19 protein-coding genes are annotated in these 25983 nt (G+C 61.4%); 9 read left to right on the plus strand and 10 right to left on the minus strand.

The genetic code is table 11. The features are described from left to right. The first annotated feature begins 210 nt into the window (after nt 1-210). The 5 genes from OKW43_RS34440 (at nt 211) to OKW43_RS34460 (ending at nt 5349) form a co-directional block, all read left to right on the plus strand. Nucleotides 211-1995, plus strand: a complete 1785-nt coding sequence (locus tag OKW43_RS34440) for a gamma-glutamyltransferase family protein (protein ID WP_429452829.1) — start codon at nt 211-213, stop codon at nt 1993-1995. Between the two features lie 69 nt (nt 1996-2064). Continuing rightward, nucleotides 2065-3492 (plus strand): MFS transporter, encoded by a 1428-nt coding sequence (locus OKW43_RS34445; RefSeq protein WP_429452831.1) that lies wholly within the window; start codon nt 2065-2067, stop codon nt 3490-3492. Between the two features lie 38 nt (nt 3493-3530). Beyond that, entirely contained in the window at nt 3531-3836 is a 306-nt protein-coding gene (locus tag OKW43_RS34450; protein ID WP_429452833.1) for a hypothetical protein, read from the plus strand. Beyond that, complete coding sequence (locus tag OKW43_RS34455) at nt 3833-4096, plus strand: hypothetical protein (RefSeq protein ID WP_429452835.1); 264 nt, start codon at nt 3833-3835, stop codon at nt 4094-4096. The genes OKW43_RS34450 and OKW43_RS34455 overlap by 4 nt, the downstream gene beginning before the upstream one ends. Continuing rightward, nucleotides 4093-5349 (plus strand): MFS transporter, encoded by a 1257-nt coding sequence (locus tag OKW43_RS34460; protein ID WP_429452837.1) that lies wholly within the window; start codon nt 4093-4095, stop codon nt 5347-5349. Before OKW43_RS34455 ends, OKW43_RS34460 begins: the two co-directional genes overlap by 4 nt. A gap of 101 nt (nt 5350-5450) precedes the next feature. Here OKW43_RS34460 and OKW43_RS34465 read toward each other — a convergent pair whose 3' ends face one another. The 8 genes from OKW43_RS34465 to OKW43_RS34500 form a co-directional block, all read right to left on the minus strand. Next, nucleotides 5451-5786, minus strand: coding sequence for an RcnB family protein (locus OKW43_RS34465; RefSeq protein ID WP_187634697.1), 336 nt, complete (start codon nt 5784-5786; stop codon nt 5451-5453). Nucleotides 5787-6070: 284 nt separating this feature from the next. Beyond that, entirely contained in the window at nt 6071-7564 is a 1494-nt protein-coding gene (nhaC, locus tag OKW43_RS34470; RefSeq protein WP_429452839.1) for a Na+/H+ antiporter NhaC, read from the minus strand. 115 nt (nt 7565-7679) lie between these two features. Beyond that, entirely contained in the window at nt 7680-8939 is a 1260-nt protein-coding gene (gene arcA, locus OKW43_RS34475; RefSeq protein WP_187634699.1) for an arginine deiminase, read from the minus strand. Nucleotides 8940-8995: 56 nt separating this feature from the next. Continuing rightward, a complete protein-coding gene (locus OKW43_RS34480) occupies nt 8996-10417 on the minus strand; it encodes a basic amino acid/polyamine antiporter (RefSeq protein ID WP_429452841.1) in 1422 nt (473 codons plus the stop codon). 460 nt (nt 10418-10877) lie between these two features. Continuing rightward, on the minus strand, nt 10878-12221 hold the full coding sequence (locus OKW43_RS34485) for an ATP-binding protein (protein ID WP_187634701.1): 1344 nt from the start codon (nt 12219-12221) through the stop codon (nt 10878-10880). Continuing rightward, nucleotides 12218-12958, minus strand: coding sequence for a response regulator (locus tag OKW43_RS34490; protein ID WP_187634702.1), 741 nt, complete (start codon nt 12956-12958; stop codon nt 12218-12220). Before OKW43_RS34490 ends, OKW43_RS34485 begins: the two co-directional genes overlap by 4 nt. Before the next feature lie 7 nt (nt 12959-12965). Next, the gene (locus OKW43_RS34495; RefSeq protein WP_281393964.1) at nt 12966-13088 is read right to left on the minus strand and encodes a hypothetical protein; all 123 of its coding nucleotides are present in this window, start codon (nt 13086-13088) and stop codon (nt 12966-12968) included. After that, nucleotides 13085-13456, minus strand: a complete 372-nt coding sequence (locus tag OKW43_RS34500) for a GFA family protein (protein WP_187634703.1) — start codon at nt 13454-13456, stop codon at nt 13085-13087. Before OKW43_RS34500 ends, OKW43_RS34495 begins: the two co-directional genes overlap by 4 nt. Before the next feature lie 549 nt (nt 13457-14005). On the opposite strand from OKW43_RS34500, the gene OKW43_RS34505 reads away from it, so the two are divergent. Then, the gene (locus OKW43_RS34505; RefSeq protein WP_187634704.1) at nt 14006-15049 is read left to right on the plus strand and encodes a patatin-like phospholipase family protein; all 1044 of its coding nucleotides are present in this window, start codon (nt 14006-14008) and stop codon (nt 15047-15049) included. A gap of 2 nt (nt 15050-15051) precedes the next feature. Continuing rightward, complete coding sequence (locus tag OKW43_RS34510; RefSeq protein ID WP_187634705.1) at nt 15052-16548, plus strand: GntP family permease; 1497 nt, start codon at nt 15052-15054, stop codon at nt 16546-16548. Between the two features lie 35 nt (nt 16549-16583). Here OKW43_RS34510 and OKW43_RS34515 read toward each other — a convergent pair whose 3' ends face one another. Beyond that, entirely contained in the window at nt 16584-17987 is a 1404-nt protein-coding gene (locus OKW43_RS34515) for a replication initiation protein (RefSeq protein WP_187634735.1), read from the minus strand. Nucleotides 17988-19036: 1049 nt separating this feature from the next. On the opposite strand from OKW43_RS34515, the gene OKW43_RS34520 reads away from it, so the two are divergent. Together OKW43_RS34520 and OKW43_RS34525 are read left to right on the plus strand one after the other, a co-directional pair. Next, nucleotides 19037-20248, plus strand: coding sequence for a ParA family protein (locus OKW43_RS34520; protein ID WP_187634706.1), 1212 nt, complete (start codon nt 19037-19039; stop codon nt 20246-20248). Next, nucleotides 20245-21219, plus strand: coding sequence for a ParB/RepB/Spo0J family partition protein (locus tag OKW43_RS34525; RefSeq protein ID WP_187634736.1), 975 nt, complete (start codon nt 20245-20247; stop codon nt 21217-21219). Before OKW43_RS34520 ends, OKW43_RS34525 begins: the two co-directional genes overlap by 4 nt. A 1911-nt stretch (nt 21220-23130) precedes the next feature. Here the strand turns inward: OKW43_RS34525 and OKW43_RS34530 are convergent. Further along, the gene (locus OKW43_RS34530; protein ID WP_429452845.1) at nt 23131-25179 is read right to left on the minus strand and encodes an esterase/lipase family protein; all 2049 of its coding nucleotides are present in this window, start codon (nt 25177-25179) and stop codon (nt 23131-23133) included. Nucleotides 25180-25983 lie beyond the last annotated feature (804 nt).

Genomic DNA, 25983 nt, shown 5'->3' on the forward strand with positions numbered 1-25983 from the left:
AACCAATTCATATTGGTCTCAACAATAGCAGAATCGCGGCAGTTCGACATAGCGGCACCCGGCGATTTTTGATTCGCTATACTCGGGACGACATCGAGGGTTAACACAGGGTGCAACCGGACTTCGTTAGTTTTACGCTTTGACTTTCCTCAGTCGAACCATTTGCTATTGGTTCCGCCATTTGGACCCATCGTTGCCAAGGAGTCGCGCATGTCGTTTACAACCCGCCCGGAACTGATCGGCACCTTCGGCATGGTGGCCTCGACGCACTGGCTCGCGAGCGCATCGGCGATGGCGGTCCTCGAAAAAGGCGGCAATGCGTTCGACGCCGCTGCCGCGGCCGGCTTCGTCCTGCAGATCGTCGAGCCGCATCTGAACGGTCCGGGCGGCGAGCTGCCGGTGGTGTTCTATAGCGCGCGGGAACAACGCGTGCGCGTCCTGTGCGGACAGGGCGTGACGCCCGCGCGCATGACCATCGAGCGGATGCGCAAGATGGGGCTCGACGTGGTGCCGGGCACGGGCCTGCTGCCCGCGGTCGTGCCGGGCGCGTTCGGCGCGTGGATGGCGCTGCTGCGCGACTACGGCCAACTGCCGCTCGAAGAGGTGCTGAGCTATGCGATCGGTTACGCCGAAAACGGCTATCCGGTGCTGCCGCGCATGGCGTCGTCGATTCTCGCGATTCAGGACTTCTTTCGCACCGAATGGACCACCTCGGCCGAGCAATGGCTGCGCAACGGCGAAGCGCCCATGCCGAACCAGCTGTTCGCGAATCCCGCGATCGCCGAAACCTACAAGCGCATCTTGCGCGAGGCCAATACGCGCAGCGACCGCGCCGAGCAGTGCGAACGCGCGCGTGACGCTTTCTATCGCGGCTTCGTCGCCGACGCGATCGACCAATACTTCCGCTCGACCGCCGTGCTCGATACCTCGGGCCTGCGCAACAGCGGCCTGCTCGACGCCGGCGATCTCGCGCGCTGGGAGCCGACCTACGAAGAACCGGTGTCGTACGACTACGCGGGCATGCGCGTGCACAAAACCGGCCCGTGGGGCCAAGGCCCGATGTTCCTGCAACAGCTCGCGCTGCTGAAGGGTTTCGATCTCGGCGCGATGGACCCGCTCGGCCCCGATTTTGTGCACACGGTGATCGAGTGCTCGAAGCTCGCGTTCGCCGATCGCGAAGTGTTCTACGGCGATCCGGCGTTTTCGCATGTGCCAATGGACGTGCTGCTCAGCGACGCGTACAACGACGAGCGGCGCGGTCTGATCGATCCGCGCCGCGCATCGTTCGAATTCCGCGCCGGGCTGCTCGGCGACAGCGAACAGCGCGCCGCACGGATCGTCGCGAATGCCGGGCGCGAGCAGGCTGGCGGCTTCGGCCAGGGTGAGCCCACCTTTGCGCCGCTGCCGGAATTGCGCGGCGATACCGTGCATCTCGACGTGGTCGACCGCTGGGGCAACATGGTGTCGGCCACGCCGTCGGGCGGCTGGCTGCAGGCGTCACCGGCGGTGCCGGGTCTTGGCTTTAACGTCACCACGCGCGCGCAGATGTTCTGGATGGAAGAAGGCCTGCCTTCGTCACTCGGCCCGGGCCGCCGGCCGCGCACCACGCTGTCGCCGACGCTCGTCACGCGCGACGGCAAGCCGTACGCGGCCTTCGGCACGCCGGGGGGCGACCAGCAGGATCAGTGGTCGCTGCAGCTGTTCCTCAAGCACGTACACGGCGGCATGAACCTCCAGGCCGCCGCCGATTCGCCGTCGTTTCAGACCGCGCACTTCCCCGGCTCGTTTTACCCGCGCGCGATGCAGCTCGGCAAGATGTCGGCCGAGTCGCGCTTTCCGGACAGCACGCTCGCCGAACTGCGCAAGCGCGGCCACGACCTGAGCGTCGCGGAGCCATGGGCGCTCGGCCGCGTATGCGCGGTCGGTATCCGCAATGGTCTGCTGCGAGGCGCAGCCACGCCGCGTCAGATGCAGGCCTATGCGATCGGCCGATAAGCGGTCCGAAGCAGCCGTCAGCACAGAACGCGCGACCTCGCCGCGCCATTTCCTTCAGGAGAACTTGCCGTGTCCGCCGTCGCCGCCCGTCTTGAAAGACTTCCCTTGTCGAGCTTTCATCGCAGACTGCTGCTGATCGGCGGGCTGGGGTACATGTTCGACGGACTCGATTCGTCGTCACTCGCGTTCCTGTTGCCGGTCATCAGCAAGCTGTGGCAGTTGACGAGCGCTCAGACCGGGCTCGTCGCGAGCAGCACGTATATCGGCTACTTCTTCGGCGCGTTCCTGTCAGGCGTGCTCGCCGACGTGATCGGCCGCCGCCGCATCATGATGAGCGCGCTTGCCATTTATTGCGTCGCCTCGCTCGCGAGCGCGACCGCTCAGGACTGGCACACGTTCTTCGCGCTGCGCATCGTCGCGGGCTTCGGCTCGGGCGCGGAAACCGTCGTGATCGCGCCGTTTCTCGCCGAGTTCGTGCCGCGCCGCTATCGCGGCATTTTCTGCGGCGCATTGGTCGGCTTCATGTCGTTCGGCTATCTGACCTCGTCGATTCTCGGCTTCGCGGTGGTGCGCAACTTCGCCGACGGTTGGCGCTATCTGGCGGTGATCACGTCGCTGCCGGTCGTGATGCTGCTGTGGTGGCGCCGGACGCTGCCCGAATCGCCGCGCTGGCTCGAAAGCCAGGGCCGCGCTGCCGAGGCGAACGGCATCGTCGGCCGCATCGAAGCGGCGTTCGTCGAGCGCGGCATCGCGCTTGCGCCCGTGAGTGCAAGCAACGCGCTTTACGCAGTGCCCACGCCGGCCTCGGCGCCGACGCGCGGCAACGCGTGGCGCAACGTGCTCGCGCTGTGGTCGCCGCGCCTCGGGCGCACGACCGCGGTCAGCTGGCTGATGTGGTTCTCGGTCGCGTTCGCGTACTACTCGTTCTTCTCGTGGATCCCGAGCCTGCTCGTCAAGGAAGGACTGACGCTGACCAGGAGCTTCGGCTATTCGATCGCGATCTATGGCGCGCAGATTCCCGGCTACTTCTCGGCGGCGTGGCTCAACGAAAAGATCGGCCGCAAGGCGGTGGTCGCTTCCTACATGCTGTTCTGCGGCATTGCCGCGATCACGCTCGCGTTTTCTCACACCGGCATACAGATCATGGCCGCGGGCATCGCGCTGTCGTTCTTCATGAACGGCGCATTCGCCGGCGTCTACGCGTACACGCCGGAAGTGTTTCCCACCGCGGTGCGCACGACGGGCACTGGATCGTCGTCATCGTTCGGCCGCATCGGCTCGGTTAGCGCGCCGATCCTCGTCGGCCTCATTTATCCGGTGTTCGGCTTCCTTGGTGTGTTCGCGATGACCACGACGGTGCTGGTGATCGGCGCGTGCGTGGTGTTCTTCCTCGGCATCGAAACCCGCAACCGCTCGCTGGAAGATATCGAAGCGAGCGAACTCGAGCCGGCGCGCGACGCACCTGGCCAACTGAAGTCCACGCGCATGCATGGCTGAACGCACTGCGACTTTTCACACTTCCCGATGCAAACGCGATGCAAACGATCCAAGGCAACCTCCCTGAACCCGAACTGCACGATAGACAAACGCTGGAGATCGCGGACCTCGAGCGTCTCGCGCTGGCGATGCGCGTTAAACACCAGCCGCTCGAACTGTTCCGCGCGGTTCACGCGGTGGCGGCGAAGACGATCGGCCTCAGCCTGTTCACGATCATGTCCTACGATGCGCAGCGTCACGAGGTCGAACGTGTCTATACGAACATGCCGGACGTATATCCATTGGGCGGCCGCAAGAAGAAGCGCACGGCACCGCGTGGTCGCGGCAGATTCTTCGGGATATGAAGCCGTTTCGTGCCGCCACATCGCAAGGCATTCGCGAGGCCTTCGACGACCATGCGGTCATGACCGGTTTGGGTCTCGGCTCGATCCTGAACATTCCGATCGCCTACGACGGCGTTTGCATCGGTACGATGAACCTGACGCACAAGGAAGGCTGGTACACGAGCCGTCATGAAAGCATCGGCCTGCTGATCGGCGCCTTCCTTGCCCCCGCTCTGCTCCAGCAGAATCCGCCATCCCCCGCTTGCGCCGCCCGTTCATGAAAACACCATCCGATCTGCAGCCCTATCAAGCCGTAACCCATGCCACCGTCTCGCAAGGCCGCTGGCTGGTGGTGTTCGTGCTCGGCTACCTCGCGCTGATCGCCGATGGCGCCGACGTGATGATGTACGGCCTCACGCTGTCGCGTATCAAGGACGACTTCGGCCTGACCAATGTCGAAGCGGGCGCGCTCGGCAGTCTGACCTTGCTCGGCATGGCGATCGGCGGCATCGTCGGCGGCTGGGCGAGCGATCGTCTCGGCCGCGTGCGGGTCGTCGCGTGGGCGCTCGCGCTGTTCTCGCTCGGCGCCGGGATGCTCGGGTTCACGCACAGCTTCGTCGAATTCGCGGCGGTGCGCTTTATCAGCTCGCTCGGCATTGGCTGCATGGTGCTAGTCACGACGCTCGTGGCCGAATATGTGCCGACCGAGCGGCGCTCGCTGGTGCTCGGCATGCTGCAAACCGGCATTTCGGCCGGCTATATCGTCGTGATTGCGCTCAGCAACTGGATCCTGCCGCAGTACGGCTGGCGCACGCTTTACTACGTGTCGGCCGTGCCGGTGCTGCTCGCATTCGCGATCAAGTTCGCGGTGCCCGAACCGGCGGCATGGCTCGCGAGCCGGGCCGCCGACCGCAAGGACACAGCGCGGCTCGTCGACAATCGCTATGCGCAGATTTTCCGCGACCGGCAGGCGCGCACCATGTTCATCCTGTGGACCTTCACGTCGATCTTCATTCTGTCCGGCTTTTACGGCCTGAACAACTGGCTGCCGACGTACCTCGAAAAGGAACTGCACATCAAGTTCAGTTCGCTGACCGGCTATATGATCGGCACGTACGTGGTTGCCTTCATCGGCAAGATCTTTGCAGGCTGGCTCGGTGATCGCTGGAGCCGGCGCGGCGTGTACGTGCTCGGCTGCATCGGTGCGGCACTCTTTCTGCCCGTTATCATTTTCTGGCACACCCGCGACAATATCGCCACGCTGATGCTTTTCTTCGGCTTTCTGTACGGCGTGCCGCTCGGCACGATCGGCACCTTTATGTCGGAGAGCTTCGCAACGTCGGTGCGGGGCACCGCGGTGGGCGGCTCGTATAATCTCGGGCGCTTCTGTTCGGGCGCGGCGCCAATCGTCATCGGTTATATCGCCACGCAGTTCTCGATCGGTCTCGGCTTTCTGGTAGTCGGCGCGGTATTCTTTTTGAGCGGCGTGACTGCATTGTTCGTTCCGGACCGGCTATACGATACACGGCGTTAAATCGATGGCGAAAATGACAAAAATCATGTCGTGTCGATGAATTCCCCAGGCTCCGGCGCTAAAGCCCGGTCGCCGGATAGCCTGGGCACCACGATGAAGCATTACTGCGTTCCGGCGACGATATTGGAAATGGTCCAGTTGTTCGTCGTGACGAGCACATAGTCCCCATTGACACCCAGCCATTTATGTCCGCGCGGCGGCGCATCGAGGCCGTGTCCACGCCAGTCGTCCATGATGAAATTGTAATGACGGTATTCGGCCGGCACCCGCTGGCCTTTGTGCCAGTCACGATGCGGAATCGACGGCATCATCTGCTGACGGCCCGTTCCGGCCATCTGGCCGCCGCCCTCGTCCTGCGTCGGCCCAGCCGCAATCGCGAGCGCGGACATACCGGCAAATGACAAGGCGACGAGTTGCGCAACAATGCGATTATTCATGTTCGAACCTCCGTGCGGTGGAAGAAACCTCCGGGCATTCACGTGATCGACGTGAAAGTGATCGTCCAGCTACTCGCAGATTCATTAACTCGAACTTCATTGCAGCGATCGCTGGCCTATCGAATGCAATTTTTGCAAATAGCGCGATATTAAATTCGATAATTCAGGCGTGACTCGAAGTCGTTAAAAAGTATAGTAAAAGCGAGTTCGACTTCAAGCCGGACCTGCCCACGGCGACCGCGTGCGTCGACCCGGCAATTGGCGGAGCGATGCGATTCGTCGCGTCAATCGTCTGGATGGGTCGCGCCAGCCTGCGCGTTGGCGGACGCGGCTGCGGCGGTGTCGGTGGCCACGCGCGGCATCCGGATGCCCGCATAGGCCATCGCCACCGTCAACAGCGGACTCACGAAGCAGAACACCGCATATGGCGCGTAACTGAGCGTGGCAACACCGAGCGTCGCCGCCATATATGCGCCGCAGCTATTCCACGGAATCAGTGCACCGGTCGGTGTGGCCGTATCGCCGACCGCGCGCGACAGCACCACCGGCGCGAACCCGCGTCGCGCGAACGCCGTCTTGAACATGCGCGCGGGCAGCACGACCGCGATGTATTGATCGGCAGTGACGATATTGGTGGCGACGACCGCCGCGACCAGCGAGGCCACCAGCGCGCCTGCGCGCCTCGCTTTGTCGATCACAGGCGTAATCAGACGCTCGAGCACGCCGCATTTTTCGACCACGCCGCCGAACCCGAGCGCGGCAATGATCAGCCAGATCGTATTCAGCATGCTCTCCATGCCGCCGCGCGTGACCAGCAGGTCGAGCGCGTGGTTGCCCGTCGACGTCTTGTAGCCGCTTGCGAGAGCAAGCCAGACGCCTTTGACGAGCGCGAGCCAGTTCGGCACGCCCGGCTTTGCGGAAGCGAACGCGACCACGCGCTCGGGCGCGACGCACACGGCGAGCACGCCACCTGCCAGCGCGCCGAGAAAGATCGCGGTAAACGGCGGCATCTTGAAGAGCGCAAGCAGTATGACGAGCACCAGCGGCGCAAACAGCCAAAGCGAAATGTGAAATGCTCCACGCATTGCGTCGATCTCAGCGCTCGCGTCGAAATCGCCGGGGCGACCGACCAGAAAATAGAACGCAAAGGCGATGATTAGCGCCACGGCGGAAGTCAGCAACACTTCGCGCAGATGCCGGTACAGTTCGACTCCCGACGCCGCCGCGGCAAGATTCGCGGAATCGGACAAAGGCGAAGACTTGTCGCCGAGATAGGCGCCCGAGATGATCGCACCCGCCGCAATCGCCTCGTTCAGTCCCATACCCTGCGCGATGCCCATCAGCCCGATGCCGATCGTGCCGGCCACCGTCCACGAGCTGCCGATGCTCATCGACACGACGCCACAGATCGCGGCCGCCGTCACGTAGAAATAGTTAGGGCTGAGAAGCTTCAGGCCGTAATACACCATGCCGACCAGCGTGCCGCTGAGCGCCCATGTGCCGATCAGCGCACCCACCGCGAACAGGATGAAAATTGCGCCTATGCCAGTGCTGACACTCGCCACCGCGGCCTCGCCGAGCGAGGCCAACGAGTGCCCGCGGCGCCAGCCGATGAACACGGCGATCATCGCCGCGACGGTGAGCCCCACCTGGTTCGGCCCGCTCGCACCTGCGTCGCCGAACAGGTAGTAGGACAGCCCCACCAGTATGACGAGGCTGGCGACCGGAATGATCGCTTCGGTCAGCGTGACCGGCTGGGGTGATTCGGGCCTGTTCATTCGAGTTCGTCCCCGTATCGGCTAACTCTGCAACCTCGCCGCTGTCGCCCGCTCGCCACTTCAGCGAGCGCGCGGCACCTTGCCGATCACCCGCCTGATCGATTCGCCCGACCGATCAATAGTCGACCGCATCGCGGATGATCGGGCAGGTCATGCAGTGACCGCCGCCACGTCCACGGCCAAGCTCCGCACCGACGATCGTAATCACCTCGATGCCCTGCTTGCGCAACAGCGTGTTCGTGTATGTGTTGCGGTCGTATGCATAGACGACGCCCGGCGACGCGCACACGAGATTCGCACCGCTATCCCACTGCGTGCGCTCGCGTTGATAGTCGCTGCCGCCCGCCTCGACCACGCGCAGCTGCTTCAGCCCGAGCGCCTCGGCGACGACGTCGGTAAACGGTTTGTTATCGGCGTGCAATTCCACGCCGCTCGGATGACTGCTCGGCCGATACGAATAGGTGCGCGTCTTCGCCATGAAGTCCGGGGCGACCAGCACGCAATCGCGATCGGCGAACGTGAACACGGTGTCGAGGTGCATCGCCGCGCGAATCTTCGGCATCGCCGCGACGATCACGCGCTCGGCCGCGCCCTTCTCGAACAGCGTTGCCGCAAGTTGACTGATGGCCTGACGCGACGTGCGCTCGCTCATGCCGATCAGCACGACGCCCTTGCCGATCGGCATCACGTCGCCGCCTTCCAGCGTGGCCAGACCGTGGTCCTGGGTCGGGTCGCCCCACCACACGTTGACCTTGCCCGCGAAGTCCGGGTGGAACTTGTAGATCGCCGTGGTCAGGATCGTCTCCTCGTGACGGGCCGGCCAGTACAGCGCATTCAGCGTGACGCCGCCATAGATCCAGCAAGTCGTGTCGCGCGTGTACAGCGTGTTCGGCAGCGGCGGCAGCAGATATTCGGTGCCGCCCGCCGCTTCTTTCGCGACCTCCAGCGCCTTGCCGCCGTGCGCTTCCGGGAAGTCGTGAGTGGATAGCCCGCCAATCAGCGTTTCGGCCAGCTTGCGATTGTCGAGCCCCTCCAGATAGCTTCTCAATTCATCGATAAAGCCGAGGCCGACCTGATTCGGCACCACCTGGTTGTCGAGAATCCACTTCTTGCCTTCGGGCACCGCGACCGTTTCGGCCAGCAGATTGTGCATCTCCACCACTTCGACGCCGCGGTCGCGCATCTTCGTCACGAAGTCGAAGTGGTCGCGCTTCGCGTTCTCGACCCATAGCACGTCGTCGAACAGCAGTTCATCGCAATTGCTCGGGGTAAGACGCTGATGCGCGAGCCCCGGTGCGCAGACCATCACCTTGCGCAGTTGCCCGACTTCCGAGTAGACACCTAATGCACCCGCTTTCGCGTCCGTGTTCGCCATGATGATCTCCTGAGTACCAGTGTTGGCCCGCTCTGTTCAATCGGATGTCATTAAAGCTAAAGCGCGATCCTTCCGGTGACGAGGCCATAGATGCCGATGATCGCGCCAATGACCGCAACGATAAAAATGATCCAGTCGGAAGCGATGAAGACGTTCTTGTTCCGCTCGCGCCGAGCCCAGATATAGAGCGCCGTGCCTGGCGCATACAGCACGGCGGAAAGCAGAATGAATTTCAGGCCGCCCGCCCAGATCATGAAGACCGTGTAGATCGAGGCGATTGCGGCCATGATCAAGTCGCGCCGGCGCTCGTCGGCGCGCACGTCGTAACCGTCACCGCGATTCGCGTTCATGCAGCCGAACACCGCGACGAAGAGGTACGGAATCAACGACATCGCGCTCGTCAGATTCAGCATCAGCGCGAACGCGTCGCGCGAGAAGTATGTGCTGATGACGAGCAGCTGCACCACGATGTTGGTCAGCCACAATGCATTGGCCGGTACCTTGTTGGCGTTTTCCCTCGCGAACACGGCGGGCATGTCTTCGGTCTTTGCCGCCGTGAACAACACTTCGGCGCAGATCAGCGACCAGGCGAGATAAGCGCCCAGCACCGAAATCAGCAGGCCTATGCTGACGAAAACCGCGCCCCAATGACCGACCACCCCTTCAAGCACCGCCGCCATCGACGGCTGCCGCATGGCCCCGATGTCGGCGCGCTGGAGCACTGCGTAAGGCAGCATCGTCACGAGCACCATTAGCGAGGTCACGACGACGAAGCCGAGAATCGTCGCCTGGCCGACATCGGAGCGCTTCTTCGCATAACGGGAATAGACACTCGCCCCTTCGATACCGATGAACACGAACACCGTGACCAGCATCGTGGCCCGCACCTGCTCGAGGATATTGCCTTCGAGTCCTCCACCGTAGAGGTTGGCCTGGAACAGGTCCAACCGGAAGCCGAAGATCAGGATCAGGATGAACACCAGAATCGGAATGACCTTGGCGACCGTGACGATACTGTTGATGAAGGCCGCCTGCTGCACGCCCTTCAGGATCATGAAATGAAATAGCCAGATGCCGATCGATGCAACGACGATCGCGACGACCGTATTGCCGTCGCCGAACACGGGAAAAAACGCGCCGAGTGTCGACTTGATCAGCACCCAGTACGAAACGTTGCCGATACAGCTGCCGATCCAGTAGCCAAATGCGGAGAGAAAGCCCGGATAATCGCCAAAGCCCGCTTTCGCATACGCAAACACGCCGGCGTCCAGTTCGGGCTTGCGTTCCGCCAGCGCCTGAAACACGCGCGCCAGCATATACATGCCCGTGCCCGCAATCAGCCAGGCAATCACGGCACCCAACGGACCGGTGGCATTCGCAAAAGTGCGCGGCAGGGAAAAGATCCCGGCTCCGACCATGCCGCCCACCACCATCCCGGTGAGTTGCATTTTTGACATTTTTTGTGGAGTGGACGCCATTCGGATTCCTTTTTAGTTACCTTTTTAACAAGGACCTTAATCAGATTCGAACGAAACGTGTCTCTCGGCCAATCTTGCTGTTGATCAGCCGTGTTACTCTGCAACCACCACACGAAAAGAATGGGCTGTCCGTTAGCGTTTGTCAATTAATCGCAAGGCCAGCTAACCGCCTGCCGCGCGTCAGGTAATCGAACCGATCGATGCTGCATTGCCGAATTTCGTTGAATGCGCGAATTAACTCGATTGCCCGTGTGTCATATGACACGCGATGCACGCATCTGGATTGCTCGCATCGATAAGTCGCATTCGATATCGATGATTTAATAATGATGCGATGTGACGCATCGCCAATGTGGTTTCTTCAAATGATAGGGAATCGCCGAGACATGCTGAACCAGTGGTCGTTGAACACTACTGAGAAACACGTCTTTGTGAATTTTCTGACGGGAAGACTACTCAACTACGACTCGCGCAACTTCCGCAACGTCAACCGCGCTTCGAGACCGCCGCCGACCCGGTTGTGCAGCGTAAGCGTCGCGTCCATCGCGAGCGCGAGTTGGCGCGCGATCGCGAGCCCCAGACCCGTGCCACCCGTTTGACGATTGCGCGACCCTTCGAGTCGAACGAACGGCTCGAACACCGTCTCCAGCGACTCGGCCGGAATGCCGGGACCGCGATCGAGCACCGACACGGTGGCCTCACCGTCGTGCAACGCGCCGATCTCGATCTGCGCGGCGCCGCCGAACTTCAGCGCGTTATCGACAAGATTGCCGACGACGCGCTTCAATGCCTGCGGACGCATCGTCAATGACTGACCGAAGTGGCCCTGCAGCGACACTTGCTGACCCGCGTCGACGTAATCGCAGACGAGGCTGTCGAACAGCGCATCGGGGTCGATGCGGCGCGGCATCTCAGTCGTGCCATGCATCGTGCGCGCATACGTCACCCCTTCCTTGACCAGCGCTTCCATTTCCCGCAGATCCTGGCGCAGCTTCGCGGCTTCGCTCTGGTGGTCCATCGTGTCGACGCGCAGGCGCATGCGCGTTATCGGCGTCTGCAGATCGTGCGAAATCGCCGCGAGAATCTGCATGCGCTCGGCCATGTATGTGGCGATCCGGTCCTGCATCGCATTGAACGCGCGCGCGGCGCGCGCCACTTCGGATGGACCGGCTTCGGGCAGACGCGCGGCCTTCAGGTCGGGGCCGAGCGTGTCGGCTGCGACTGCGAGTTGATTGAGCGGACGCGTTGCGAGCCGCACCGCGAGCCAGCAGCAGGCGCCGAGCACGAGCAACTGCAGCGTCAGCACGAGCGGCAGCCAGCGCGACAATGGTGCGCCAGGCATCGGCCGCAGGTCGATGGTGAGCGGCATGCCATCGCTCAGTTTCAGGTGCACCTGCAGACGCTCGCGATCGCCGGGCACCGCGTTGACGGTCAACGGATAACGCCTGCCGATGCCGTCGCCGATCGATTGCGCGACGCGCGCCGACAGGCTTGCGTCGACCGGCGCGCCGGGCACGCCCGGGCCTAGCACGAACTCGTAGCTGCGCCGCGCGAGGCGCGGCAGCCACTGGGCGCGCTCGTCGGGCGGCAGATGATCGAGCAGCGCGACCGAGCTCGCCACCTCGCGCTCGATGTAGCCCATCATGATGTTGGTCATCGTCTGGTCGCGCTCGGTCATCGTGAGCCAGAACGACAGCGCCTGCGCGAGTGCGAGCCCGACGAACAAAATCACCGCGAGCCGCGCGAACAACGAGCGCGGCCAATGCGGCCAGCGCAGCAACGACGGTGACGGCGATGCGCTCACTCCAGATCTCCGGTCGCGGTCACGACCGCCGAAAACACATAGCCCTCACTGCGCAGCGTCTTGATGTAGCGCGGCTCGCGCGCGCCGTCCCGCAGGCGTTGCCGCAGGCGGCTCACCATCAGATCGATCGACCGGTCGAACGGATCGGCCTGGCGTCCCTGGGTGAGGTTCAGCAACTGGTCGCGCGTGAGCACGCGCTGCGGATGATCGAGAAACACGCGCAACAGACGGTACTCCGCGCCGCTCAACGCGACCTCGGTGCCGTCCGCATCGAGCAGATGGCGCGCGGTCGTGTCGAGCCGCCAGTCGCCGAAGCAAAGCATCGGCGCCGATTCGGTCACCTCCATGCCGGGCGGCAGCATGCGCGCGCGGCGCAGCACCGAGCGGATTCGCGCGAGCAGCTCGCGCGCGGCGAACGGTTTGGTCAGGTAATCGTCGGCACCCATTTCGAGGCCGACGATGCGGTCCGCTTCCTCGCTACGCGCGGTCAGCATCAGGATCGGTACGGTGCGGAACTTGCCCGAGCGCAGTTCGCGGCACAGCACGAGGCCGTCTTCGCCGGGCAGCATCAGGTCGAGCACGATCAGGTCGGGTGCGCCGTTCTCGAGCGCGGCGCGCATCTGGCGCCCATTGGCCGCGAGCGAAACGCGCACGCCGTTTTTCTCGAGGTATGCCGCGAGCAGTTCGCGGATGCCGCGATCATCATCGACGATCAGTACGTGGTCGGAGGTTTCCATCGACGGATTATCTGCCGCGGCGTTTGAGGTGCACGCCGCTCGATTGGATCAATGAACACTGCAACGGATGCCCGAGTTCGGCAGCGAAACCACCCGCGACGAACAGAGCGATGGCAAAGAGGCGTTTCATGCGTCCTCCAGCACGGAAAGACTCGCGCCGTCGGCCACGCCGGCTTCGAGTGCATACGGATCGACCCCTTCGAGGCAGCCGATATTGACGCGCCATTGCTGCGGATCCGTGCGCGTCTGATGAAAAGGATAGATGCCGCAATGCTTGCAGAAATAGTGCTTCGCGACCTGGGTGTTGAACTGGTACAGCGTCAGCGCATCCTCACCACTCAGGATCTTCAACTGCCTGGCGGGAAAGCGCGGCGTCATCAGCGCGCCCTTGCGGCGGCACAGGCTGCAGTTGCAACGACCGGCCGGAGCGATTTCGGTGCGAACTTCGAACTTGACGGCCCCGCAGTGACAGGACCCTTGCAGCAACTCGGCGCTCATGATGCTCTCCGTGTTTTGACGATGCCTGCTTTATAGCCCGGTTCATCAGTCGAATTATGTCGTAATGTATCCGGCCGCCGAGACGATACATTACATTGCAATCAACCCGTGGCGATTAGCGCAAGCCGAAACAGCGAAGACAAACGCGCGAATTGGCATTCGAGCGGCACGCGCTAACGGATAACGCAGGTTGCTTCATGCCGCATGCATTGTCGTGTTTCCCCTGCAAAGATACTCCGCTTATCCATGAGCACGTATGCGGCGCCGCCCGGCGCGCCAGCCGGCCCTGCTACACGCTGTTTTTGACCCTGGCATGACAACCGACTTTCTTTATTCCGCCTGATTGGCGCAAGTTCGGTGAATCAAGTTGAAGACGCTTGACTTTTAAGCACTGCCCACTTCCAATACCGATGGTGCAGTGCGATGTTTCGCCTTTGAAACGCGCTGCACGTCATTCGGTAGTTCAAAGCATCGGCCAGCAGTTCATTCGTCCGCCGTGCATGCGGCGTCAGCTCGCAAAATGGAGCACTCCTCGCTACAGGAGTCGTCTTGGCTGCAACGAAAACCCAACCCCCGCGCCGCGAACCGGCCCTCATCGACCTCGCGTTGCAAGGCGGCGGTTCGCACGGTGCTTTTACATGGGGCGTCCTCGACCGTTTGCTCGAAGAGTCGTGGCTGCAGATCGAAGGCATATCGGGTACGTCGGCCGGCGCGATGAACGCCGCGGTGCTGGTGAGCGGCTATCGGGTCAACGGCGCGGCCGGCGCGCGCGCCGCGCTCGAAGCGTTCTGGCGACGCGTGTTCGAAGCGTCGGTGTTGAGCCCGTTTCGCCGCAGCCCACTCGACGTGATGATGGGCCGCTGGACTCTCGACTTCTCGCCGCTCTTCATTGCGATGGACCTCGCGGCGCGCCTGTTTTCTCCATACGACCTGAATCCGCGCGGCGTGCATCCGCTGGCGAAGATCCTGCAGGACTCCATCGACTTCGCGCATCTGCGCGACTCGCCGATCAAGCTGTTCATCACCGCGACGCAAGTGCGCACGGGCCAGGCGCGCGTGTTTCGCAATGCCGACCTGACACCCGACGTGCTGCTCGCCTCCGGCTGTCTGCCCACGCTGTTCCAGGCCGTCCAGATCGACGGTGAAGACTACTGGGACGGCGGCTATGCCGGTAATCCGACCATCACGCCGCTGGTGCGCGAATGCGCGTCGAGCGATACGCTGCTAATCCAGGTCAATCCCGTCGAGCGCAAGGAAACGCCGCGCACCGCGCGCGACATCATTAGCCGCCTGAACGAGGTCGCCTTCAACTCGCCGCTGCTGAAAGAGCTGCGCATGATCGCGCTGCTGCGGCGCGCGGCGGACGCCGGCAGCGATGAAGGCCGCCATTGGGCGGCGATGCGCATCCATCGGATCTCCAGCGAGTTGATGACCGAGCTCGGCTACTCGTCGAAGCTGAACGCCGAGTGGAGCTTTCTGACGATGCTGCGCGACGAAGGGCGGCGTGCCGCGGACACGTTCCTCACCGAGCACGGCGATTCGATCGGCGTGCGCTCCTCGCTCGATCTCGACACGTTGCTCGACGGAGTCTGACCATGGACGTCATCACCCTGTCACCGCTCGCGATCGGTCTCGGGCTCTTTGGCATGCTCGCGAGTCTCGCGCTGCTGATCGGTCTCGCGTATCGCGGCTGGACCGTACTGCTGCTCGCGCCGTTCGCCGCGATGCTGGCCGCCGCGATTTCGGGTGAACCGATTCTGGCGCACTGGACGCAGACCTTCATGCTCAGCACCGCGCGTTTTCTCGCGCAGTTCTTTCCGTTGTTCCTGCTCGGCGCGCTGTTCGGCAAGCTGATGGAAGACAGCGGCTCCGTGAAGGCGATCGCCAGTTACATGACGGCGAAGCTTGGCGCCCATCGGGCGATTCTCGCCGTCGTGATCGGTGGCGCGCTCGTCACCTATGGCGGTGTCAGCCTCTTCGTCGCGTTCTTCGTGCTCGCGCCGATGGCCACCGCACTCTTCGAGGCCGCGAATATTCCGCGCCGTCTGATGCCGGCCGCGATCGCGCTCGGCACGTCGACCTTCACGATGTCCGCGCTGCCCGGCACGCCGGCGATCCAGAACGCGATCCCAATGCCGTTCTTTGGTACGACGCCGTTTGCCGCGCCCGGGCTCGGCATCATCGCGAGCATCGTGATGGTCGCGTTCGGGCTTTGGTGGTTGTCCTTGCAGCAAGCGCGCGCGAGGGCGGCCAACGAAGGGTTCGACGAATTGAACAGCGCGGCGAAATTCACCAGGGTGCCGGCCAGCGACAACCTCGTGCGCGAGCGCGCAAGCGTATCGCAGAGTTTCGATCCGGAAGAAGCGAAGCGCGGGCATGTCAGCGAGGATCTGCCGTCGTTCGGCGTCGCGCTCGCGCCGCTCGTGCTCGTCGTGCTGACGAACTTCGTGATGAACGTGATCGTGCTGCCGCGCATCGACGCGGACTACCTGGCCGACGTCCGTTGGGGTGAGACGTCGCTTGGAGCGGTCGCCGGTGTGTGGGGCGTGTGCGTGGCGCTCATCGTCGCGATCGTCGTACTCGTGCTGCTCAATCGGCGCCGCCTGCCGGCGCTGCGCGAGACGATCGATGCAGGCGCGAATGCATCGGTGCTGCCGGTGCTGAGCGTCGGCAGTCTGGTCGGCTATGGCGCGGTGATCGCCGCGCTGCCCGCGTTCGCGCTCGTGCGCGAATGGGTGCTCAGCATCGGCGGTGGCCCGCTCGTATCGCTCGCGGTCGCGGCCAATCTGCTCGCGGCGTTGACCGGTTCGGCCTCCGGCGGTCTCACCATCGCGCTCGATGCGCTTGGCAGCACCTATCTGCAACTGGCCACGCAGTACGGCATCGACCCGGCGCTGCTGCATCGGGTCGCCGTGATTTCCTCTGGCACACTCGACAGCCTGCCGCATAACGGCGCGGTCGTGACGCTGCTCGCCGTGTGCGGTTCGACGCACCGCGAAAGCTATCGCGACATCGTGATCGTCGGGATTCTCGGCGCGTTGCTCGCACTGGTGGTGGTTATCGTGCTGGGCTCGCTGGTCGGTTCGTTCTGAGCGTTCCGAGCGTCTGAAGTAATGGCCGGCTCACTTCACGCCGCCGCGCGGGCCGCGTTCATCCGGCCGAACACGAACTGCCCCAGATACCAGACCAGCTCGGTATTGGCGAAGATCGCATCTTCGGTGACCGTCGACGGTTCAAGCTTCATCCGACGCAGCATCAGCTTGCCTTCGCGCGACGTCGTCCACGCATGCATCAGTTCCTTGCGCGTCTTCGCATCGGCGGCGTTGAAATGGTCGCGACCCTTGCGCGAGTCCTCGTTCATGCGCGCGCGCACTGCTTCTTCGCGCGTCGCAATGCTGTGCGCCACGGTCGTTCTCGTTTCGGCCTTGACCGCCTGTTCCTGCGCTTCGTCGGCGAGCAGTTTGGCCTGCACGTCGACCATCGTGCGCTCGGCGTCCGAGATCTTCCAGTTGTCGCGTAGCGCGCGCATCAGATAGCCGGCGGGACTCTTCTTGACCTGGCCGCGCTTGATTCTGAAGCGCGTATATTCGACGGCTTGCTGGATGCGTTCGTCGGTCCAGAGCTCGCGGCTCTCCGAAATCTCGCTGAACTGTTTGGTCGACAGCCCGAATTCGTCGGTGAGAATCTTGTACAGATGGCTCGCGTCCGCGAGGCTGGCGAGTACCGCGTCGGCGGTATCCTTGCGCTTGAGCAGGAAGCGGATGCGGTCGATTTTCTTCGACACCGTCGATGCAGTCCGCGTCTCGTACGACAACTCGACGTCCGACACTTCGTTGATTTCGCGCACCGCCGGCTCGAGCCAATCGCGTTTGAAGTATTTGAAGATGGCCGCGTTCGCGCCCATTTTGCCAGGCCAGTTGCGCATTTCCTCGAGCTGGATCCAGTCGGTGCGTCCCGCTGGCACATGCGGCAAGACCTTGTCATAGATCGCGCGCGCGAGACTGCGCGTGAACGCGGTGGAAATGCGCAAGCTCAGCCAGTGCGATTTCTGCGGATCGCGGATATGCGGCACGAGCCGCGGATGGACGTCGAAACGCATACGTCCGCGATGAAAGCCGACCATGCCGATCAACTGGACCTGCACCCACAGATCGTCTTCATTCGGATCGCGGTTCGCGGGCGTATTCGTCACGCGGACTTTTGCGTTCTGCGCTTCGTCGGCGATCGTGCGCAAATGCTTCAGGTTGCGGCTGTCATAACGCATCAGCCACTTGAAGTAGTTGAGTTCGACGTCGTACTGATCGCGCTGCTCGGGCTCCTGCGCGACGATGAAGTACGCGGCATCGAGAAAGCGCCGCGCCGGCAGCCCCATGTTGACAATTTCAGTGAAGAAATCGTTGCGCTGATAACCGATCTCGCGATTGGCCTCGTTGATGCGCAGTCCCTGATCGAACATGTCTTCGAACAGCGCGAGCGCCATCTGGCGTGACGTCGCTTTCGACCTGCCCTCTTCCGGATTGTCCGCGGCCATGTTCTTCATCCACTTTTTCGCTCACGGGACTGTAAGCATGCAGTGGTGAGCTGTCAACACACAGAACCTCACCATCAACGGGGCCGCAACCGAAGCGTCGTTTCACTTCTGTTCCTCGATTTCGCACACAGAACCTCACCATGTACACAACGAACCTCACCTTTTAAGAGGCGCTCCGTGCGCCAAGTCCTTGTGCCGCGGCACTTCCGACCTCATTTCCGCGCTGATGCACAACCCACCTCACCTTTGCGATTCGAGGCACAGTCAAGCACAGCGAACCGCACCTTGCTGGGGAATTGGTCTCACCTTGCTGCACAACCAGCCGCACCTCTGAACACACAGAACCTCACCTTGAGCACAACGCACCTCACCTTTGAACATTCAAGTGGTTGAATTGATTGATGATCGTATCTGCATGTTGGTTTGTCGGTTTGCTCTCGTTTTAAAAAAACCTACTAACTGAGATCAACAAATAAATGCTGATCGAGATGGCGCAGCGCAGCATGGTGAGGTTGATTGTGCGACGCTTAGAGGAAGCTACCGCATTGGCTTGGCTCAAAGGTGAGGTTGGTTGTGCTTCAACTGTGATGGATTCCATTTGGTGCTGCAGCATGGCCTTGGTTTATCGGTCCAGCGCGAAGCATTGCGGCTTTTGTAGGTGAGGTTCATTGTGCTACTGCGCCCTCACTGAGCTGTACGTTCGCAGGGAGGTCGCGAAACTCCGATAATGGTGAGGTTCTTTGTGCCGGATGTCGCCGTGCCGTCCTTATCGAACCGGGGAAGTGCACAAATGACCTCACCATGTGCCGGGAATTTAAGCAGACTTGTCGATTTCGCAGCCGGGGTCGCGGACAAAGGTGAGGTCATTTGTGCCCTCACGTACGCTGGACGAGCGATACGTGCTCAATTTCCACTGCGGCTCCTGCGACCGAAACGGTCCGTCAGTACGAAAATTCGGAGAAATCAGCGTAAAAACAATAATTTAATAAGCTATTTTCAAGTATTTCCTGTATTCTGAGGTTTCTGGAATTTTATGGAAAAACCTCAGAATGGTCAGAACGAGCCAACTTCCTGCCGTAGACCGAACCGTTCACTTTGAGCAGATCAGCCAGTTCGCAGAAAAAGTCACCATTTTCACTAATGAGCTGCGTGACACGATTCTGGCTCCGCGTCCTCGAAAAACGGCTCCCGTTTTCAAGACCGGCGAGATTGCCGAGATGTGCAACATCTCTCACTCACAGGTTCAGTATCTCGCGACAAAAGGGGATGGAGACTTGCCTTCGGGCACAGCGGCCGGCACGGGCCGAACCCGGACCTTCACGCTGGAAGAAGCGCGGATCTGGGTGCAAAAGATTTCCGACATCTACCAGACTCCGTTGGTCACGCGCCTGAAGGAGCCCGACGGAAAGATCGTTATCACCGCGCAACTCAAAGGCGGCTCCGCCAAGACTACGACGACGATGTGCCTCGCCCAAGGATTGTCGTTGCGGGGACGCAAAGTGTTGGTGGTCGATCTCGATCCGCAAGCTTCGCTTTCGGAACTGTGCGGACTGTACGCCGAAAAAGACGTGACGCCGGAAGATACCGTGTTGCCGTACGTCTATGACCAGGACATCGAAGGTGGGCTCGAAGGGCGAGTCCAGTCGACGTACTGGGATGGCATTGACGTGATTCCTGCGCACACGGAACTGATCGGAGCAGAGTTCCATCTGCCAGCCATGCAAAAGGTCCGGCCGGGCTTCCGTTTCTGGACCGTGCTTCGTCAAGGGCTCGAGCCGCTGCGCAAGAAGTACGACTACATCCTGATGGATACATCGCCGTCGCTGTCGTATCTGAATCTGAACGCGCTAATGGCCGCAGATTCCATGGTGATGCCGATGGTGCCGGAGAACCTGGACTTCATCAGTTCGCTGTCGTTCTGGCGACTCTTTTCGGACGTGTCCAAAAGCTTCATCAAGTTCGAGAAGGACAAGAAGTATGACTTCGTCTCGCTCGTGTTGTCGCGGGTCGATTATGGGCGGAACTCGTCGGCGCCGATCGTGCGCGCGTGGGCGCAAAGCGCGTACGAAAACTGGTTGCATTCGATCGAGGTCCCGGCGAGCTCGGTGATGAGCACCGGCGCGTTGGCGTTCTCGACGGTCTTCGACATCAGCAGCAATCACAGCGCGGCCAAGTCGCTGCAACGCGTGCGGCAGCCTCTCGTCGACTACTGTCGCTGGATCGATGAGATCTATTCGGAAAAATGGAGGAACGCGCAATGAGCAATATGCGAGAACAGTTGCTGGCCAAGACGTCCGGCATTCGCAAGACTTCGTCGATCAACGAGGACGAGGTGAAGCGCAGCAACCGCACGCAGACGGCGCCCGGCCTCGCCGGCGCGCTGGCCGTTGCGCAACTTCGCGTGCAGGAATTGGAATCGACCGGCGTTGCCTCGCAACTGCCGGTTGCGGGCATCTTGCCGAACCCTTGGCAGCCGCGCCGCGTGTTCAACGAAGCGAAGCTGGCCGAGCTCGCCGAGTCGATCCGGGAAGTTGGGCTGATGCAGCCGATCGTGGTCCGCCGTGTCGCGGACGACTATCAGATCGTCGCGGGCGAACGGCGCTGGCGTGCGCACAAGATGGTGGGGCTGGATACGATCAAGGCGGTGGTCGCGGATTGCTCCGATTCGGACATGGCCGTCCTCGCGATGGTCGAAAACATCAGCCGCGACGACCTTGCCGACTATGAGATCGGTGTAGCGATCCGACGATCGGAAACGGAATTCCCGAATCGCAAGCGGCTGGCGGAAGCGATGGGATTGTCGCGGGCAGGTCTGTACCAGTTTTTGTCGTTCGATAATCTGCCGGACTTCATCAAGAAAGATCTCGATATTCAGCCGCGACTACTGGGCGGGACCGCGGCGCAAGCAATTGCGGCGGCTATCAAAAAGCATGGCGAGGATGGCGTTAAAGCCGCTCGCGAAATTTGGCCGCTGTTGGTGAGAGGGGAAATGGATCAGGGCAAGGCCGCCGCAGCGATCAGTGCGCTGGCGACGCGGCAGACGACGTCGGCTGGTACCAGCGGGCGCAACATCGAAAAGTTTTTTGCGGGACGGGAGCACGCTGGAAGCATCACGAAGGATGTCAGCAACTTCACGATCAAGATCAAGACTGGGGTGATTACCGAGGCGCAAGAAGTTCAGATACGGCAGTTGATCGGGCAGATGTTCCAATCGCAGCCGAAGACGAACTGATTGGTGGTCGGTTTGTAGTGTGGAGAAGCCCGCCCAGCGCGGGCTTTTTTTTGGCAGACAGAATGGTTCGGGACGAAGAGTGTCTAGAGTCTAGACACTCAGTCAGACGACGCCTCATCAGTACCATCCGGGTGTCTAGACTCTAGACACTATGGTCGACCCAGGCCGATGCCTGTCCGAGAGTGCCGTGTTCGGTGCGAACGACCGTCCTTCGTGCCATGCACGATTCGTGGGAAATCCGCGCAGTGGTGTGTTCGCGGAACCACCTCGCAGGCGCCGGCTGCGGGGTCGACCGCGCGATGTTGAATTGGCGAGGCCGTCCCCGGCGCAGAATAATGAGGCGGCCCGCCAGCTGGCCGTTCCCTCTTCCGCGCCCGGCCTTATTGCCCCAAGGCACTACCGAAATCGTACAGGCACCGGGTGCCAGACGACGAAGCGGGCGGAAGGCCGATCCTCTATCCTTTGAACGAAAACTCTTTCCGGCAGGCTTCCACGATCATTCTCAACGCCACGGCACATCCGCGGGATTCGTCGATGCGCTTCTCCACGGCCGACGTCGGAGCCAATCTTAGCGATGAGAAAGACCGCCCTCCTTGTCATCGAGGCTCCGCTCGGTAATCGGACACCACGGGCTTGTCGGAACCCCGGTCAATCTGCGCGGCGTGCAGAGACCATGATTTTGCATAAAGCGCTGGGCCCTTGATGGCGCTGTCTGTCGTAGCCACCGCGGCAACGCCGTTTCGGACTACGCGATGCAACAGACGCGCGAAGCGCTAAGCCCAGCGCTTATCGATCGCAAAGTCAGCTCTCCTTTTGCTGGGAATCCATACTGTTCGATTCGCGATGAAATGACGGCGAACGAACACGCAAAGAAGACAGTGAATCTGGCTCGCCCTAGCGAACAGACGACGTGTGCCAATGTGCAGCGTGAGGCGTCGTCACTGGAATATCGCGTTCAGGGATGCTGCGCCTTGCATCGCGATCCGCGCAATCGAAGCAGGTGAAGCGTTTCGCAATCGGTGTCTGCCTCGCGTTCCGGGCACGCCAGCTCGCTTGGAATCAAATGTCCGTGCTGATTTGGCCCGGTGCCCGACGCCCGGAAGTCAATCGCGGACGCCGCCCGGGTGCTTAATGTTTGCCTGTCGTCGCGTTGATCTACCATCACGGCGTCGTCAGTGAGCAGACACGTCAAGCCAAACTGATGACACTGGACAGGGTTCGAGTTGGCCGTTGATTAAAAGCTTTCGAACTTGTGCGTCAAGATCTCACTGAACGTGCAGACTGCCGCGATCGATCTTCGTCCCATTTGGCCCTGTCGCGCTAACCGGATAAGTCTATGCCACACCGCTCGTTCAGCGCGCAATCAGGATCGCTGCTCCCAGCTCATCGGCAGGCGATTCAGTGCACGATGCCGACAAGATAGGAGAGGGCAAGGCCGCGAAATGGTCGCGGACGCAAAGAGTCGTCAGCGAGCGTGGCGAAGGCAAATCGACGCGCCACCATATACGGGGTCGAGAAAGCGTGTCTGTTTCACGAACTAAATATCGAAAAATCGCTGAAGATTAATCAATACGAGCGCCAAAGCGCCATACGCCAGTCGATTTCGCCAATTCGTCCGCCGTGAAACATACCGAAACGCATCGACTATATGCTAACCAATTGTTTTTAAAGCATATTTCCATGACACGTCGCTTTTGTTTCACGCCAATTGGTCGAAATAATGACCGACTCTACGTCGCTGCCCTCAACCGCGGCAAAACGCCTGAATTAATACCGACGTCTCAACAAGTCGTAACGTTTAATACGTAATTTGTAGCGAATCGATTTGAATGGCCGTTGGCGTTTCGGCGACATGATGCGCTAGCGACCTGGTCAAGCCCGAACCCTCGCAAAGGACTCAGCCCTTAGCCATCACTTCACGCACTCAGCCCTCCCGCGCTCATCGATCTGCGCGATGTCCTCGTGCAAGATCCGCCGGATCTCGAGGATCGCTTGCGGCGTCTGCTGCACGCTGTGGCCGGCCACAATCACCTTCTCCGACACTGCGGCAGCGAGATGCGCGCTGCGATAAGGCACCACGCCGTCGTCGGAATCTTCGAGCGGCCCGCTTTCGCGGCGCCGTGCAATGATCGAGTGGAAGCAGACTTGCGGGCTGATCGGCAACTGCGATGTTGCGCGAATCAAAGGATCGGTTTCGCGAAGCTGTTCGATGCTGTTCGGCACATGGAAAGTCTGGCCCTCCGCTTCGATGCTCGTCGCCGTCTGCATCACTTCCTCGATCTCATTGAGCAGGGCGAGCGGCAGCCGCACGAGGTTGGCCACCCAGCGCGCCAGCCGGTTACTCGCGAACGGTGTGCCGCGGTGAGGTGCCGCGATAAATATTGCGCGCTCGACTTGCGGCATCGGCGTGAAGTTCAGCAGCCGATTGAGCCGCTCGTCCTCCCGATCGATATCGGTGCCTTCGGGCACATACCTGTCCTTGAGAGTCGTCCAAAGCTCGTCGCCGGAAGTCGACACGAGTAGTCGCGCGATAACGCCGCCCATGCTGTGACCGATCAGCACCATGCCATGCGACGCCGGCGCCGTGCCGTGTGGATCAAAGTGCGCGAGCGTCTGCTGCGTGGCGCGCCGGATGCGCGCGAGGTTGACCAGAATCGGCACGTTGGTCGGGTAGTAGACCTGCCACACCTGGAAATGCTGGCGAAGCACTTCATCGCCCTGAATATCGTTGGCGACGTTGACCCACGCCTCGGGGCTGCTCGCGAGGCCGTGCAGCATCAGAATGATCCGTCGATTGCGATCGAACGGCTGCATCATGTAGATGCGCGGCGTGTCGATGCCGCGCGCGCGTCCAAACAGCGTGCGCAATGATTGCCCCGCGAAACCCGAGCGCGCAAGCCAGATCCCATAGCCCGCGCTGAAGTTGGCCGAGAGTGGCACTGTCTGGCCGTGCCGCTCGACACTGTCTTCGCGATACGGATCGAAGACGGACAGCACGACATCATGCGAGGCAAGCACCTGTTCGAGCGTGCCCTGGCTGAACCAGATCAAGGCGGTCACGTTCGGCGACGGCATCTCGCTGAAAAAGCGCGTCGCTGGTCTCGGCCGTCCCGCGACTCGTGACGACCCACCCGCCTTGAGCGGAGCATTCGCGGGGCTATCGACGCGCGTCGTCGCACCGCTATCGCCCCCGGCATTGCCACCCGCATCTGCATTCTCTTCAGGCGGTGGCCCGTTCATCACAGCAACGAGTTCCGCGCCCAAACCATCGCGTCGATAAATGCTGCGTATCCCCGCGAAGGAAAGCCGCGACGCCGGGATGACTTCGCGCGGTTCGCGCACGCCCTCGGGCAGCCGGACGCGGCTCAAGTCGAGATGAATGGTCCAGCCTGCGATGTACTGCGTGCCCGGCTCGACGTCGCTGGCACCGGTCTCGAGCGCACCGCGCAGAAACAGCGCGCGGGCCAGTTCCTGTACTGCATAGTTGTAGTAGTCGCGAACCTGGGTCTGACGATCTTCGAATGCACGTTCGCCGGCAGTGCGCTGACCGAGGAATAGAAATGCGTACGCGAATCGCGCGGTCCTGAGCCACAAATCGAATTGCGCGTCGCTCCATTCGGTGGCATGGGTCGGCGTATTCGTGAGGGCCATCTGCAAAGACAGTTCGGCGAGGCTCGACAGTCGCCGGTCCGTATTGATTCCGCCAACGGTCGAGATCGTATTGATGCAATCGAGCGGCTCGCGTTGGCAGGTGATCTCATCGAGTGCGGCAACGTGCAGCGTGTCTCGCGTCGCGGCGCTTAGACGGCCGGTCGACAGAATATCGCCGCGGCGCATCGCGATGTACTGCTCGGGGCCTTGTGAACTGACGGTCACCATCGCGCAACCGGACAGAAGACCGCCGGCGAGCAGCGCGAGTGCTACGCACCGCGATATCCACGATGCGAGCGCGCGGGTCATGATGCGTCGGACCGGTTCGTGCGAGATGGCTGCCGCGCTACGCCGATGTCGGCTGGTCCGGCATCGAGCGTTTCGAAGCGAGTGGAAGAGGGTCCAGTCTTGTGCGGTGCCTTCTCCGTCATTGTGCTGTGGACCGTCGTCATGGCTGAATGGCAGAAAGGATCCGGTGATTTTCCGACACAGACGGTACGCTGATGCACGGGCAAACGATGAACGCTGCGGCGACAGCCTGCGAACTTGCAACTGCCAGGTTTCTTGTCACGCAGAGTTGAGTCACAAGGCCGTTGCCTCGTGCGCGGAATCGATAAATCTGAAAGTTAATTACTTGTCCGCTGAGTACTGTACGCCCGGCAAATTGCATGCGCAACCGGCGTCGTTCGCCATAGCACGCATGGCCTTCAATGAGAAAGAATTTCGATTCAACAATCACGGCGCCTGCATTGGCCGAATCAAAAATTCCTTCAAACCTATAGCACTTTTTGCCTATCGCACCTCGTCACTACCACATCGGAATAGCCGTACAGATGGCTGCGTCGGGATATGCCGCTGAAGAAGTTAAACGATCTGATGCGCACATTCTAGCGTCATGCATTCTTCCAGATTCGAACGCGCGGTGACGGTGAGGCGCTTGACAATGAATTGTTTGGGACCTTAAATAATTCTGCAGCATACCTCGATCGAAAGGACCCGATTCGATGTTGCAAAACCCGCATGCACGTTCATTCGACTTTGCGTTTTGCTGGAATCGTCGTGCATTCCATACCAGGGCGAACTTTTCAATTTTTTCAGCCTTTTCGGCGTGAC

The sequence above is a fragment of the Paraburkholderia sp. WC7.3g genome, from assembly GCF_050436345.1.
Taxonomy (GTDB): Bacteria; Pseudomonadota; Gammaproteobacteria; order Burkholderiales; family Burkholderiaceae; genus Paraburkholderia; species Paraburkholderia podalyriae.